The following is a 14951-nucleotide window of genomic DNA, read 5'->3' on the forward strand; positions in this document are numbered from 1 at the left end:
TAGTACAATTGTGCTAAAATGGAGCTATTTTTCAGAAAATTTATTTTAATTACTTGCTAAAAATAATACAATGTTTAGTAAAGAAGTACTAATTTGCGAAAGCCAGGTGAAGGCTCCTTGAGAGGGGAAATAGAAAAGAATAACCAGGTTTATCTAATGATTGGACTACTGGTATTAGGGTTAGGGAGCTTACTTTTAGTCTATTTCTTCTCTGCCCAACCCCGGGTAGGGAGAAACAATGTGTCCGGTTTTTTATTGAGCGGTTTTTTTTCTGTCAGCTCGGGGGGATTGCACTATCCCAGCGGCATTGCCGTTGATGAAAATGGGCGAGTATACGTTACTGATTCAGCTCATCATCGTGTTGTGGTTTTTGATCAGAAAGGCAGGGAGTTGAGGAGTTTTGGCCAGTATGGTTCAGCATCAGGACAGCTGGATTATCCTGTTGGGATTGCAGTGCGACAAGGACGAATTTGGGTAGCGGAACTGGGAAATGCCCGTATTCAGGTTTTTGACCAAGCAGGAAATTCACAGGGTATAGCCAGGTTAAAAACTCCTCAACCCTTTGTTCCTACTGCCCTCTGTCTGGATAATCAGGGTAATTTATATGTGGTAAATAAAGCTAAACAGGAAATTGAATGTTTTGATGCTCAAGGAAGGCTGGCATGGGCTTTTGGTGGGGACCAGATGACCGGGGTTTTGAGCTTTCCCATGGGTTTAGCAGTTAAGGGTAATGGTCAGGTATTAATTGCTGATTCGGGAAATGGACGCTTATTGATATATAATCCTGCTACCGGACTGGTGCGGATAGTAGACGGCGGAGAACAACGCTGGTTCAGCAATCCGCGGGGTATAACCGTTGATGAACAGGGACGGGTTTATGTAGCAGAGGCGATGCAAAACACGGTTATTGTTTTAGATGAAAAGCTGCAACTGTCAGCGCGGTTGGAGGTACCGGAAGAATTAGGCGGATTATTAATGCCTGATGGCATTGCCTGGGCCAGGAACCGGTTACTGGTTATAGATAAAGGAAATAATCGCGTCGTGCAATTTATTCAGCAGGGGGGATAAGAAGGGGATGCGGCTTGGAATTCTGATAATGGCCTGCTTGCTCTTTACCACTCCGGCCTGGGCCTATATTTCTCCTCATGGGAAATATAGCACAGCCACGGAAATGTGCGGCAGGTGTCACAGTCTGCACCGCAGTCCGGGTCTGCGACTCCTACGGGCCAGCACGGTAGAGGATACCTGTTTGCTCTGCCATGATGGTACGCAGAGTAACTACAATGTCAGAAAAGGCACCTTTTTTAACGGGGTAATTGAGGTAGCCAGTCCTGCCGGGGGCTTTGATCCCGCATATGGCTACACTACTACCCATCTGGTTGGACAAACCAACTTTATTCCGGGCAATAACAGCAATCTTTTTCTGCTCAAATGCACCTCCTGCCATAATCCCCACGGTACCGATAATCACCGCAACTTGCAAACCAGAGTCAATGGGGTGACGGGAATCAGGGTGATCGCGCAGATTGCAGGCCCGGGAAGGGCGCTCCCTACAGCCTCCGGTCGGGAGGTTGTCAGCTATCAGTCAGGGATAGTGGATTTTTGTACTGCCTGTCACGTTGATTTTAAAGAATATATGAGCAGTGACAGTTTTGGTGGCATAGACCGCTGGCGTCACCGGGTAAATGTGCCTTTAACTGGCGGCTATAGCATCAGTTTTCCAGAACCCGGTCTCCTTACCACTTTACCCACCCAGGGAGTTCCAGCGGGAGTGCGGATTCAGACAGCATCCCTAACGGCAGGCGCATTAAACGGAACCTATAATTATCTGGTAACAGCCTTTAACGCTTTAGGCGAATCCACCCGGGGGAATATAGTCCAGGTGGAAACGGTCAATAATGGGGTGTATTTGGCCTGGGCACCCATTAGCAATGCAGTAGGCTACCGGGTTTACCGGGCTGCAGGCAGTGGGGTTCCCGAACAAATACCGCTTAGCCAGTTTGTTTATCTGGCAGAAGTAGGGGATGACCGGACAACCTTTACTGATGATGGCAGTCTAACACCGGAGCCCAGTCGCAATCCCCCTGTTACGGCCGAGGCCAGGGTGGTTTGTTTGACCTGTCATTTTGCTCATGGGGCCAGAACAGTGGATTCTTTCTCGGGCTATGGTTATCTGCGGCGTCTGAACAATATGGGCGTTTGTCAGAACTGTCACCAAAAATGAGAAAAGCTGGTGGGAGCATGAGAAACAAGGTATTTATTGGGCTGCTTGTGATTGCGATGGCAGCAATATTTTTCCTGAATTGGCCATTGAATGCGGATACAGTTATAACCAACGGTGCTTTTTCTTCCGGCCTTTCAGGCTGGTCTAGCGAGGTGGGGGATCCTGCACCTGATCCGGGTTTTTCTGTTGTCTGGGACGCAGATGGTTATTCTGGAACTATTAAGAATAACGGGCAGCAAATCCAGGCCCAGGGTGGTGCCTTAAAAGTTACTGCAGCCAGCAGTGAGGCACAGACCGGGAAAGGAGTTATCACCTATTACCAGGAATTTAATGTTCAGCAGCCCCGGGCTACCGGACGCCTCAGTTTTGCCTGGAAAAAATTTTATCAGGGCAATGTGATGCCCCTGGCCCACAATCTGGCGGTGCTGTTACGCTTGCCCGATGGTAAACAGACTCTGATCTGGACGGACCGCTTACGCCGTAATGATAACTCCTGGCATACGGTAGAAGAGCTGGACCTGGGCGGGTATTTAACTCAAGCCGGTAATTACCAGCTGCGATTTTACTTTTATCTGGAAAACGGTGAGGAAAAGGATGGCTTGCAGACGGCAGTCTGGCTGGATGAGGTCTATCTGGAAATAAAAACTCCGGATGTCACCCGGCCGACAACGGTAGCCACTCCCCAGGCCCGGGCGGTCAGTTCAAACCAGGTTGACTTGAGCTGGGGGCCAGCTACTGATGACCGCGGGGTGGCGGAATATCGCATCTATGTAAATGGGGATAAGGCACCTGTTGCTGTCATCCCGGAGACAGGTTCATCCGCCTATCATTATTCAGTAACAGGGTTACGGGCCCAGACTCTCTACAGTTTTACCATCAGAGCAGTGGATGGTTATGGCAATTATTCGACCAATGATATGGAAATGACGGCTGTAACTTTGCCTGATACCGGTGGTACGCCGGGGGTTGCGGCGGGAACCGGTATCCCGCCAGCGGAAAATGTCTTGCAAAACAGCAGTTTTATTAAAAACAGTTCCCCCTGGGTAGCGGTAAATGACAGCAGTTTCCGCCAGAGTTCCGGGTTTACAACCGCCTGGGATGGGGTGGGTTACAGTGGCAACATAATCAATGGCGGTAAAACAATCACTGCACTGGGGGGCAGCTTTCGCTATTTAGCCAACGGTAAAGAGCGGCAGGGGGCGCGCTATCTGGAACAATCTTTTCCAGTCACCTATCTCCCGGGTGGTGGTAGAACCTTCAGGTTATCCTTTGCCTGGAAGAAAAACTGGTTTAATGATAAGAATCTGCAGCCGCAATTCCAGGATGCCTATATTTTCCTGAAGCGACCGGATGGCTCCACGGTTACCCTCTGGTCCAATACCACTAAAGCCGATCAAGCCAGCTGGCAGCGGGTAGAGGATCTGGATATCAGCAGTGCTTTTAATAGCACCGGGACCTATACCATCCGGCTTTATGGGAAATTGAAAAACAATGATGCTGACCTGGGTACCTGGACCGCCATCCGCTTTGATGAGGTACGAATCTATATTCCTGATGTCACCGCGCCCCAGGCTCCAGGCCAGCTGAATTTACAGGTAATCAGTGACCGGCAAATCCAGCTGAACTGGGAGTATGCTACCGACAATATCGGGGTTACTGCTTATCGGGTATATCGCAAACCTGCAGGTTCTTTCTCCTACACCCTGGTGGGTACTACTGCTGCCAGTGAATTGAACTTTACTGATACTGATGTTAATGGTTTGCAGCCGGATACGGAATATAACTATTACATTACTGCAGTGGATGCAGCAGGCAATGAATCGGTTCCATCACCGACAGCAACCGGTAAAACCAAACCGACAGATACCATCCCGCCGACCCAGCCTCAGGGAGTAAGGGCAACGGCCTTGACTTCCAGTGAGGTGGAAATCCGCTGGGAGGAAGCTACGGATTCTGGTTTAGGACTGGCTTTTTATCGGATCGAGCGGGCCCCGGACCTGAATGGAGCTCCAGGCAGTTTTACTGTGGTAGGGGAGGTAGCTGCCGGCAATCTGCTGTTTAAAAATACCGCCGTACAGGCAAAGCGAACCTACTGGTACAGGGTCATCGCCATAGATCAGGCCAACCTGGCTTCTCAGCCCAGTGCGCCTGTAGCAGTCTTTGTTCCGCCCAGTCCCCATGGCTACTATGATGAGGAGGAATGGCGCTGCGGTATCTGTCACCGGGGACATCAGGGTTTGACGGCCCGTTTGCTGGCCAAACCTTCCCAGCCCCTGCTGTGCCTGACCTGCCACGATGGCTGGGGCAGCCGCTATCTGCTGAAACCAGATTTACTGGCCTGGGGGCAAAATAATGTCTTTCATCCCATCAGCGGCAGTGAGGCAGCTCTGGCGGGACGAACCCGGGCTCTACTGGCCTGTACTGACTGCCATAATCCCCACGGGGATAAAATTCCGGGGACCAGTGACCTGTACCCTCGCTGGCTGCGATCCAGTGATGGCAGCAACTACTATTACCAGGGCAACCAGTATTGTTTAGCCTGCCATGGCCCGGTAGACCGTAACTGGAGCGCAGATTACTGGGAAAATACCTTTGGTGATCATACCAATTCCCAGGCGGCTCATTATGACCTGAGCAAGAGCTTGCTGCAGCCGGCTTCCGGCACGCAGATAACCTGTGTGAAATGTCATGACAAGCATGCCAGTCCCAACCGGCGCCTGACCCTGGCCCGGGAGGAAGGTCTCTGTTTCAAGTGCCATAACAACCCGGCCGTTTCCGCTTCCGGCACGGCAGATATTCAGGAGCAGTTCAACCGCAAGGGCTCCCGGCATGATATTTTCACTGTTGACCAGCAGGCCAATGGAACTAAGGTAGAATGTGTCAATTGCCATGGGCCCCATACGGTTGCACCTAAACTATTTCCAGCTAACGCTACCGGAGCGGCGGTTTCCGATCCGGATAACACCAAACAGCCCTGGCTGGGCACGCTGGTGGATTTTTGCCTGAAATGTCATGATGGCAGTCCACCAACTACGGCCTTGAATTCGGCAACTATTCAGGTTCCCTATGATGTGCAAATGCCAGCCACCCCGATCACTACCAATGCCTCCGGCTGGGATAAGCGCTCCTTTAAGGGCTCAGGCCACTGGAACCGCGGGATCCAGAGTTGTCGCCAGTGCCACGAACAGCATGGTTCGGACTATGATCGTCTTTTGAAACTGCCGGAGGATAGTGACAGCCAGGATGGGATCTGTTTCCAGTGCCATAAGCCTGCGTCAGAAAATCCGGTTCTGGCTGGAGCTCCGGATGTTAAAACCCCCTTTAACAAGGCCTATCACCATAATACTCTGGTGGACAATGGTAAACATAAGGATACGGAAAACTACAACAACCTGGCCCTGGAGAACCGGCATGCTGAGTGCTATGATTGCCATGATCCCCATTCGGCCAGCAATACAGCTCCGGTACCGCAAAATGATCCCACAAACCCAACGGAACCGCCCAAACCATCGGGGGCACTGGCCAATGTCAAGGGTGTCGGCTTCACCGGTGCCCGTCCGGCCTGGACCAGTTTGCCGGCTAGCAGCAGTTTGTATCAGCCCAAAACGGTGGTGTACCAGTTTGAGCTCTGTTACAAATGCCACAGCAGCTATTCTTTTGACCAGAGTCCGGCGGAAACTATGACCGATGTAGCCAGAGAATTCAACCCGGCCAATGCAGCCTACCATCCGGTAGAAGCTCAAGGTAAGACCAGGAATGGCCGCTATGTTGGCACTGACCGCTTTGGCGTAGCCTGGGGTCCTAACCGCTTGATGTTTTGCACTGATTGCCACGGCAGTGAAACTGCTACTGAGCCGGTAGGACCCCATGGTTCCAGTTATTACCGGATACTAAAAGGGAGCTGGGACGCAAATACTGGTGCTGGTTCTACTGATGCCCTCTGTTTCCGGTGCCATGATATTAATAACTATATTGATGTAAATAACAAGGAGACTGGAAATTCTTCTAACGGTTACGGGGGCACCTATACCGGGTTTCGGAAAGAAAGTACAAATTTGCATGTCTGGCATGTGCAAGAAAAAAAAGCCACGTGCCAGAATTGCCATGCCGCCATACCCCATGGTTATAAGCGCAAGCATTTGATTGTTTATCAGGGGGAAATCCCTTATGCCAGTTCAGCAGCTAAACTTACCAGGTATGTTGCCAGTGATAACGGTTATAGTAAAGACAATTGCAGCAATACTTGCGGGCATTAATTGGAATGTTCAGCAGGGACATACTCTGTTGAACCTCATTAGATAGTCAATCTAAGATTATCTACAGTATCCCATAACTTTAAAAAGCAAAGAGGGGGCCAGTAACCCCCCTCTTTGCTTTTACCCCATTTCCAGCGGATGCTGGTCATAGTTACCCCGCAGGCGCAATCCCACTCGCTTTACTTCCTCCAGAAACAGCATTGTCAACAGTTTACCCAGGGACCACAATCCGGCAAAACGGCGGCGCAGAGGCCATTTCAGCTCATCCTTACCACAGATGGTATGGCGATTCAGCTCTGCTACTCTGGCTTTCAACTTTTGCAGACTAAGCTGGCGAACCTCTTCATCGGGAATGAGCAGGATACGGTCAATTTCGGCGATAATCTGACGGGCCTGGGTAATACGATAGCGAATATCCTCATATACTTCTTCCGGAATCAGGTTATATTCCCGTTTCAGCTCATTCAACCGGTAGGCGGCCTCATAGGTAGCATCCACAATCTCGTCCCGGCTCATAGTAGTGGTTTCATAACTGAGAATATGCTTCCAGCTGGGCCGGGTTAAAGCCTGACGGTGATCCTCCAGGGTCTGGCAGTGCTTGATATACCCGTACTTTTCCGGGTTTTCAAAAGCCGGGCTGCCTGGATCGAGAAAGGGAGCCAGAGGCGCAATAAACAAGGAGAGCCGTTTATCCCCATTGAACTTCTCCAGTAGCTGCCGGCAATAGTCGATACTGGCCAGAGCGCTCTGGTAAGTCTGGCCGGGGATACCGGTCATAAAGAAGAGATCGATTTTGCGGCAGTTATATTTTAGAGCTGCCGCAATGGTAGCTTCTACTGCAGCGTTACTGCACTTGAACTTGCCGTTCAGGCGCCGCAGATGTTCCTCATGAGTCTCGATAGTCAGCTCCAGGCTGAACCTGGGCACACTTTCACTAATCAGGCGAAAATATTCTTCATCCGCCGGGAAGAACAGTTCAATAATCAACTCATTGGGGATCCTTTCTTTTTTCAACAAACCGAAAAATTCCCGGGCATAATCCATTCCGGCCTGGCGGATGTCGTGCAAGATAAAAATCGGTGCTTTGCCAAAAGACTTAATAAAGCGGATATCTTCCACCAGGGCCTTTGGTGAGCGGTAAGCCGGTTGCTGACGGCCGCAGATTCTGGCATAGGCGGAGCGGGAACCCCCGCAGATGGAACAGTTCTGGGTACAGCCCCGGGCGGTAAGCAGGGCGGTAATGGGATAGCTCAGCCAGTCCAGGTAGGGCATGGTGTTATGTAAACTACCGTATTTAAAGACTGAGCCCATCACATAGCGATAACTGGGAATGGTAGTGTAATCCAGGTTATCGGGAATCCAGGTCAGGGGGTTGACCACCGGCTGCCCGTCGGGTTTTTTCCAGGTCAGGTTGGGGATAGAGCTGAAATCCGCCTGGCCCTGGCGCAGGCTGCTGACCAGTTGCCGCATCGGCTCTTCGGTGGAATCACCCCGCAGGACAAAATCCACATAAGGATAGCTGATCAATTCCTCATGATAGTAAGAAGAGGAAAGGCCGCCAAAAGCCACGGGGATTTCCGGGTGGTATTTTTTGCAGAGTTTGGCCACCTCCAGGCTACCGTGGGCATGGGGTAACCAGTGCAGGTCAATGGCGAACAACCTGGGCTTGAGGCGAGCGATCAGCTTTTCCGGGTCAAAATCCGGGTCCCGCAGCATCAGGTAGGCCAGGTTGACAATGCGCACATTGTAGCCATTTTTCTCCAGGGTTTCAGCCAGGCTGGTAATGCCCATGGGATACATTTCGAAGGCCGGCGAGGAGGGTACCACATCACTGATGGGCCCGAAGAAAATGGTATCCCGCCGGAAATCATAGACGCTCGGGGCGTGCAAAAAGACCACATCAGTGGAGAAGAGTCTTTTCATCGGTCAGGCCTCCTTTGTTAAATGCGATTACATTCACAATTATATTGGACATGATTGACAAAATTCCTGCTCATTGGTGAGTAAAAGTTGTAACTTTCACAAATTTATCTGAAAAAATATGCCTCTGCTATACCATATGCAGAGGCCGGGGGTAGTAACACTATTTTCCCTTATTTTGCGGATGGCAAACCGAGCAGCGGTTACTGGCCATAGCGCCGTTATGACAGCCTTTGCATTCTGCCATCTGCACCCGGGAGGGTAAACGCCGGGCCAGGGGTATGAGTTTAGCTTCCGTATATTCTCCGGGGAAGCTGAGCTGCCTGAGGAGCGGGCTTTTGCTGATGCCACGGTGGACGATTTTGGCGTGGCAGTCGATACAATCCACCTGTTTGCTGCTGTGCAGGGCATGGGGAACATTCAGGTTGGCGGGCATAGTCAGCTGGCGGCGGTCGCTGTGACACTGACGACAGGTCTGATCTGGTATGAAGTTACCCTGGATCGGAGTCTGGAAGAAACCGCGCCAGTGACGATAGGCAAAGGTAGTAAGAGTGATATCCTGATGGCAATTGAGACAACCGATATTCTGGTGAGAGGAGAGGCGCCAGGTGATCACATTGGGGCTCATTTCGTGGCAGTTATCACAGAGGACAGCTTCCCGGCGGTTCTGGCTGAAATCGATACTGCCCTGGCTGAAAAGGACGGCGGCAGTCAGGGCCACCAGCAGGGCCAGAAGGAGGATGAAGAGTAGCCGTTTCATGTTCATCAGCTCCCCTCCTTCAACTTAATCCCAGCGGGATGTATTCATAGAGAAACCACAACAAGATGAATAAATATAGAATCATTTCCAGAACAATCAGGGAGCGATTGCGGCTGTATTTAAACACTGCCATGGTGGTTCACCTCCTGTTTGGGGAGAAGGGGAATGCCGTTTTGGGCTTGTTGCTGGCGAATACGCATCAGCTCCAGGGGATGTTCATGTTCCATTACTTCTTCATCCATCAGGCCGCTGAACCAGAGGGTATTGCCGGGGAAAAAGTCGGGGTTGAAATGGACATTGTAAAAATGCCAGGTAAAGATAACCAGTACTGCTAAGACGGCTTCATCACTGTGGCCTACCCGCCAGCAATCGATGAGCCAGCGGGGCAGGAAAGAGGCACCCCATTCGGGAAACCACATGACAAATCCGGAACCGCCGATGATAAACATCCCCCAGAAAACTGCCCAGTAGTCGAATTTTTCTTTGTAAGAATAGCGGTCAAACCTGGCCGGTTGCTCAGAAAGACCTAACTGATATTTCAGGTGGTCAGCCAGGTCGGTAAAATCCTTGAGAGTTGGCATTACAGCCCAGCCCAGCTCCCCTTTCCAGGCTTTGACGGCCATCCAGACCAGGTGGTAGATACAGGCCAGGGTCAGGATCAGTCCACCGAAGAGATGCCACTTGAACATGGTCTCAAAGCCACCGAAGAAATCGACTATGCTACGGGCCCAGGGGGCGTGGTTGAATTTGATCGAAAGGCCGGTAATGGCGCAGAGAGTAAAGCTGCTGAAGACACCGATATGTTGCAGACGCTGGTGTATATCCCAGCGCTGGTAGGCGGATTTAGTGGCTGCCATAGGAGCCACCTCCTTTGGCCGTTTTCCATTTGCGATAGAGTTCCAGTTCCATGTGGATGGTTAGCAGCACCATCACACCAATGGTCAGCCAGACGAAAAATTTGAGGGTATAGTACATGGGGGAACCGGGCCCTTCCTTTTCCAGCAGAAAATGTTCAGTGCCTTTGGCGAAATTGGGTTCGGCCCGGAAATGGCATTTGGCACAGGTTTGTGGTACATTCACCTTGTTTACCGGTGAAGCCGGGTCTTTGGGACCAAGGATGTTGTGACTGCCATGGCAGCCACTGCAGGTAGCGGCTCTGGTACCTCCTAAATCCACAGCTTTGCCATGAAAGCTCTCGGTATAGCTTTCCTTGATCCTGCCGTTATGGCAACCGGAAGCAGTGCAGGAAGCAGTCTGATTGCGACCAGAGGTATGAGCCAGGGGGTCTTCTTTCTTGCGGATATCGTGTTTGCCGTGGCAATCCTGACAGAGGGCGGTGGGCTTACCCTGCCGGCGGGCCAGCCCATGGGCACTTTGGTCATAGACTCTGGTAATATAATCATGGCAACGCCGGCAATTGCTTTCTACCAGCCGCCTCAGTTCAGCACCGGTTTTGGCACCAACGTGGGGGTAGTCGGTGATATCGGTGTGGCAGGTGGTACAGCGATTGGTGCCGTGAATAGAGGAGAAGTATTTGCTCTCATCTACATAGAGACTGATTTTTTGGCCATTGCTTCGCGTATGCAAGCCCTGGGCCCCATGACAGCGCAGACAGCCTTCATTGAACTTGCGGGCGGCAGCCAGGTCGGTATCAGCCAGGGCCCAGCCGGGCCAGGTCAAAAGCAGCAAGAGAAGAAAGAGAAGGGACTTTTTCACGGGCATCACCCCTTTCCGGATGAGGAGAATTTAGACGCCGGGCCAGACGATGAAGATGCTTAAAGCGAAGGTCAGAAAGGAGATGAGGGCACCCAGCAGCAAGAAGGTCAGGCCTTTACTGACGGGATGCTTCAGCTTGAGTCCATAAAAGGCCACCCAGGCGCCCAGGGAAAAACCAAAAGCCAGAATCAGGACCAGGCCAAGGATAAACAGAACTTTCATAGAGCATACCTCCTTTGCAACCTCACGGGTCATTGGAACCGATAACCTGCCAGGGACTGCCGCCAGTAGAAAGAATCAAATAGCGTTTGCAGTGGCGGCACTTGATGTAGAGTTTGTATCTCTTTTTCTGGGCCACGATTTTACCACATTTGCAGTAGACATTTTCCAGTTGCTCCTGTTGCCTTTCCCGTTCCATGTTCCCCCTCCCTTGTTGTTTGATCAAAACCAAAGGCCGGCCCTGTACGGTAAAGTTCCGTACAGGCCGGCCTCCGGACTCCAGGGTCTCCGGGCTCTGGCTGAAAGCCTTTGTCCTCCGGTGAGCACTAAAAAATGCTCGCATTTTCTTTTAGTCCACCGTAAAGAAAATGCCAGCATTAGTAGTCTAATGCTGGCCTCTGGACTTAACGTCTCTGGACTCTCTTCAATATTCTTTTTTAAATTCGCGCCAGAAGATACGCGGCTTGGTCTGACTGGCCTGATTAAATCTGATGATTAAAAACCGCTTGCAATGACGGCATTTAATGATGATCATATTATCCTGGTACTGACAGATGAGCTTGCCGCAGGAGCAGCGGATATCTTCCATTTAGCTCACCTTCTTCACTATTAATTTATGCACGATTCCCCCCGATAGTACTTTTTGGGCTAAATTTTCTCTGTGCGTACTTGCGACCACTTTCACCAACCTCATCTTCCCTCCCCCTTTTTCACCTCCTGGTAAATAATATGCGCAAGTGGTATAATAGTTGCAAATTTTTTATTGTATCCCAAAAAAGACGGGTATATAATAAAAAAGAGTAAGAAAATTCACAAAAAGGTGGTCAGGGGATGAAAAAGGAACTACGCCGGCAGGTCCTGGCTGCCCGCCAGAACCTCACGCCGGAGGAGGTAGGGGAGAAAAGCCGGCAGATTATCGCTGCCCTGCTGGACTTGCCGGAAATCAAGGCTGCTGAGACGGTAATGGCCTATATGGATTTCCGCCAGGAAGTGGAGACCGGGCCCTTGTTGCAGGAGTTGCTGCGGCTGGGAAAACGAGTAGTGTTGCCGGTGACGGATGTCGAGAATAAAGTCCTTTTGTTGTATCAAATCCAGGATCTGGAGCGGGATATTGAGCCAGGGGTTTGGGGGATCCGGCAGCCGAAGACCATTTTACCCCGTCTGGTACCGACTGAATTGGATGTGGTAATTGTCCCGGGAGTTGCCTTTGATTATCGGGGCTACCGGCTGGGTTATGGTGGCGGTTTTTATGACCGGTTTTTGCCTCAAACCAGGCCGGATTGCCGCTGGCTGGCTCCCATCTTTGAGTTACAACTGGTGCCTGATGTCCATCCCGAAGCCCATGATTGCCGGATGCACCGGCTGGTGACTGAGGAGAGGACTTTAAATTTCATCTGAAACCATGGAGGAGGGGGAAATAAGGGATGACGTGTTGTCAATGCGGGCAAACGCCCAGGGATCCCAAACAGGAACAGTTAGAACAGGTACTGGCCCATTATGCTGGCCAGAAGGGGGCACTGATTCCGGTGCTGCAGGAAGCCCAGGAAATCTATGGCTACCTGCCGCCGGAAGTATTGCGGCGCATTTCGGAAGCGCTGAATATTCCCTTTGCCAAAGTTTATGGTGTGGTCACATTCTATGCCCAGTTTCATCTGAAGCCCCGGGGCCGCAATATTATTCGGGTCTGTCTGGGGACGGCCTGTCACGTGCGGGGTGGGGCCAAGATTTTTGAAACCATCCAGAATGAACTCAATATTAAGGACGGGGAGACCACCGAAGATTTGCGCTTTACTTTAGAATCAGTAGCCTGTATCGGAGCCTGTGGGCTGGCACCGGTGATCATGGTCAACGATGATACCCATGGTCGCCTGACACCTGACAAGGTCAAGGAAATCCTGGCCCAGTATGAATAAGAGGGGGGAAATGAGGGTGGCACAGTTGCAAAAAGTAGAGAGAATTTTAATCTGTGGCGGTACCGGCTGTATGTCTTCCGGTTCGGTCAAGGTTATGGATGCCCTGAAGGCAGAACTGGCAGCCCGGCAACTGGGACAAATTGAAGTGGTTATGACCGGTTGTCATGGTTTTTGTGAGCAGGGGCCGCTGGTGATCATGGAACCCCAGGGGGTATTTTACCGCCGGGTACAGGTGGAGGATATTTCTGAATTAGTGCAATCTCACATCATTGAAGGAAATATCCTGGAACGCCTGCTTTATCAGGATCCTGGCAATCAGCAAAGAGCGATTACCTATCGGGATGTGCCCTTTTATGCCAAACAGCAGCGGGAAGTTCTACATAATTGCGGCCATATCGATCCGGAAAACATTCAGGAATATATTGCTGCCGGTGGCTACCAGGCTCTGGAAAAAGTATTGCGGGAATATACACCCCAGCAGGTAATCGAGGATGTGAAAAAATCTGGCCTGCGGGGCCGGGGGGGTGGCGGCTTCCCCACCGGTTTGAAATGGGAATTTACCAGCAAAGCGCCCGGTGAGAAAAAATATGTTGTCTGTAATGCCGATGAAGGGGACCCGGGGGCATTCATGGACCGTTCCGTTCTGGAAGGGGATCCCCATGCTGTTCTGGAAGGGATGTTGATTTGCGGCTATGCCATTGGGGCCGATGAAGGCTATATCTATGTGCGGGCCGAATACCCGCTGGCTATCAAGCGGTTGAAAGTAGCCATCGCCCAGGCGGAAGCGGCCGGTTATCTGGGTGACAATATCCTGGGCAGCAATTTTAGTTTCCGCATTAAAATCAAGGCTGGTGCCGGTGCTTTTGTCTGTGGTGAGGAAACGGCCCTGCTCAACTCTATTGAAGGGGAACGGGGTATGCCCCGGCCCAGACCGCCATTCCCGGCTGTCAAAGGGCTATGGGGTAAGCCGACTAATATTAACAACGTGGAGACTTTTGCCAATGTGCCTCTCATCTTCCGCAAAGGGGCAGACTGGTATGCTGCTATCGGGACGGAGAAAAGTAAGGGTACCAAAGTCTTCGCTATGACCGGTAAAGTCAACAATACCGGTCTGGTGGAAGTGCCCATGGGTATTACCATGCGGCAGATCATCTTTGATATCGGCGGTGGTATCCGGGATGGCAAGAAATTCAAGGCCGTTCAGATCGGCGGTCCTTCCGGTGGCTGTCTGCCTGAATCTCTGCTGGACTTGCCTATTGATTATGATTCCCTGATCGCCGCCGGGGCGATGATGGGTTCCGGCGGTCTGGTGATAATGGATGAAACTACCTGTATGGTGGACCTGGCTCGCTTCTTCCTCAATTTCACCCAGAAGGAGTCCTGCGGCAAGTGTACCCCCTGCCGGGAAGGGACCAAGCGCATGCTGGAGATTCTGCAGCGGATTTGTGCAGGGGAAGGCCGGGAAGGGGATATCGAAACTCTGGAACGGCTGGCCAGGGTGATTAAGTCCACTTCCCTTTGCGGCCTGGGACAGACGGCCCCCAACCCGGTACTGTCCACTCTGCGCTATTTCAGGGATGAATACGAAGCCCATATCCGGGAAAAACGCTGCCCGGCCGGAGTCTGCAGCAATCTGCTCACCTACTATATCGATGCCGAAAAATGTATAGGTTGCGGGTTGTGTAAAAAGAACTGTCCGGTGGGGGCTATCAGCGGCAATACCAAGGAAGCCCATGTTATCGATCCCGCCAAGTGTATCAAGTGCGGTGTCTGCATGAGCAAATGTAAATTCGGCGCTGTCGGGCGCAAGTAGGAGGTGGGCCGTCGGTGAATAAAGTGACTTTGACTATCAATGGTCAAAAAGTGACGGTTCCCGCCGAATATACGGTTCTGGAGGCAGCCCGGGAGCTGGGCATCAACATTCCCACCCTCTGTTACGATCC

General features: G+C 51.5%; 14 protein-coding genes. 7 read left to right on the forward strand and 7 right to left on the reverse strand.

Going from position 1 to position 14951, the window contains the following annotated elements; all coding sequences use genetic code 11:
• Window positions 1–117 precede the first annotated feature (117 nt).
• Genes JDF658_RS11140 through JDF658_RS11150 form a run of 3 tightly spaced genes read left to right on the forward strand, consistent with a single transcriptional unit; the run spans window position 118 to window position 6480 of the window.
• The gene (locus JDF658_RS11140; protein WP_078666323.1) at window positions 118–1068 is read left to right on the forward strand and encodes an SMP-30/gluconolactonase/LRE family protein; all 951 of its coding nucleotides are present in this window, start codon (window positions 118–120) and stop codon (window positions 1066–1068) included.
• Between the two features lie 7 nt (window positions 1069–1075).
• A complete protein-coding gene (locus JDF658_RS11145) occupies window positions 1076–2224 on the forward strand; it encodes a cytochrome c3 family protein (protein WP_079907679.1) in 1149 nt (382 codons plus the stop codon).
• Between the two features lie 17 nt (window positions 2225–2241).
• Window positions 2242–6480, forward strand: coding sequence for a cytochrome c3 family protein (locus tag JDF658_RS11150; protein WP_159446625.1), 4239 nt, complete (start codon window positions 2242–2244; stop codon window positions 6478–6480).
• A 120-nt stretch (window positions 6481–6600) separates the two neighbouring features.
• Here the strand turns inward: JDF658_RS11150 and JDF658_RS11155 are convergent, their stop codons facing one another.
• The 7 genes from JDF658_RS11155 to JDF658_RS14485 form a co-directional block, all read right to left on the reverse strand.
• Window positions 6601–8403, reverse strand: coding sequence for a TIGR04190 family B12-binding domain/radical SAM domain protein (locus JDF658_RS11155; protein ID WP_079907683.1), 1803 nt, complete (start codon window positions 8401–8403; stop codon window positions 6601–6603).
• A gap of 160 nt (window positions 8404–8563) precedes the next feature.
• Window positions 8564–9166, reverse strand: coding sequence for a NapC/NirT family cytochrome c (locus tag JDF658_RS11160; RefSeq protein ID WP_079907684.1), 603 nt, complete (start codon window positions 9164–9166; stop codon window positions 8564–8566).
• Window positions 9167–9279: 113 nt separating this feature from the next.
• Complete coding sequence (locus JDF658_RS11165) at window positions 9280–10017, reverse strand: formate dehydrogenase subunit gamma (protein ID WP_079907686.1); 738 nt, start codon at window positions 10015–10017, stop codon at window positions 9280–9282.
• The gene (locus JDF658_RS11170) at window positions 10004–10876 is read right to left on the reverse strand and encodes a hypothetical protein (protein ID WP_079907687.1); all 873 of its coding nucleotides are present in this window, start codon (window positions 10874–10876) and stop codon (window positions 10004–10006) included. The genes JDF658_RS11165 and JDF658_RS11170 overlap by 14 nt, the downstream gene beginning before the upstream one ends.
• A gap of 30 nt (window positions 10877–10906) precedes the next feature.
• Window positions 10907–11098 carry a hypothetical protein gene (locus JDF658_RS11175; protein ID WP_078664740.1) on the reverse strand — a complete coding sequence of 64 codons (192 nt, stop codon included), beginning with the start codon at window positions 11096–11098 and terminating at the stop codon, window positions 10907–10909.
• A gap of 22 nt (window positions 11099–11120) precedes the next feature.
• Window positions 11121–11294 carry a hypothetical protein gene (locus tag JDF658_RS14480; RefSeq protein WP_159071944.1) on the reverse strand — a complete coding sequence of 58 codons (174 nt, stop codon included), beginning with the start codon at window positions 11292–11294 and terminating at the stop codon, window positions 11121–11123.
• A 225-nt stretch (window positions 11295–11519) separates the two neighbouring features.
• The gene (locus tag JDF658_RS14485) at window positions 11520–11684 is read right to left on the reverse strand and encodes a hypothetical protein (RefSeq protein ID WP_159071943.1); all 165 of its coding nucleotides are present in this window, start codon (window positions 11682–11684) and stop codon (window positions 11520–11522) included.
• Between the two features lie 242 nt (window positions 11685–11926).
• Between JDF658_RS14485 and JDF658_RS11185 the strand changes: the two genes are divergently transcribed.
• The 4 genes from JDF658_RS11185 to JDF658_RS11200 form a co-directional block, all read left to right on the forward strand.
• Window positions 11927–12493, forward strand: coding sequence for a 5-formyltetrahydrofolate cyclo-ligase (locus JDF658_RS11185; RefSeq protein ID WP_078664739.1), 567 nt, complete (start codon window positions 11927–11929; stop codon window positions 12491–12493).
• Between the two features lie 26 nt (window positions 12494–12519).
• Window positions 12520–13008, forward strand: coding sequence for an NADH-quinone oxidoreductase subunit NuoE (gene nuoE / locus JDF658_RS11190; RefSeq protein ID WP_079907691.1), 489 nt, complete (start codon window positions 12520–12522; stop codon window positions 13006–13008).
• Window positions 13009–13018: 10 nt separating this feature from the next.
• On the forward strand, window positions 13019–14821 hold the full coding sequence (nuoF, locus tag JDF658_RS11195; RefSeq protein WP_078664737.1) for an NADH-quinone oxidoreductase subunit NuoF: 1803 nt from the start codon (window positions 13019–13021) through the stop codon (window positions 14819–14821).
• 14 nt (window positions 14822–14835) lie between these two features.
• Window positions 14836–14951: 2Fe-2S iron-sulfur cluster-binding protein (locus JDF658_RS11200; RefSeq protein ID WP_143311994.1), on the forward strand; the 116-nt coding region annotated here is incomplete at its 3' end.

The organism is Carboxydocella sp. JDF658, assembly GCF_002049395.1.
Taxonomy (GTDB): Bacteria; Bacillota.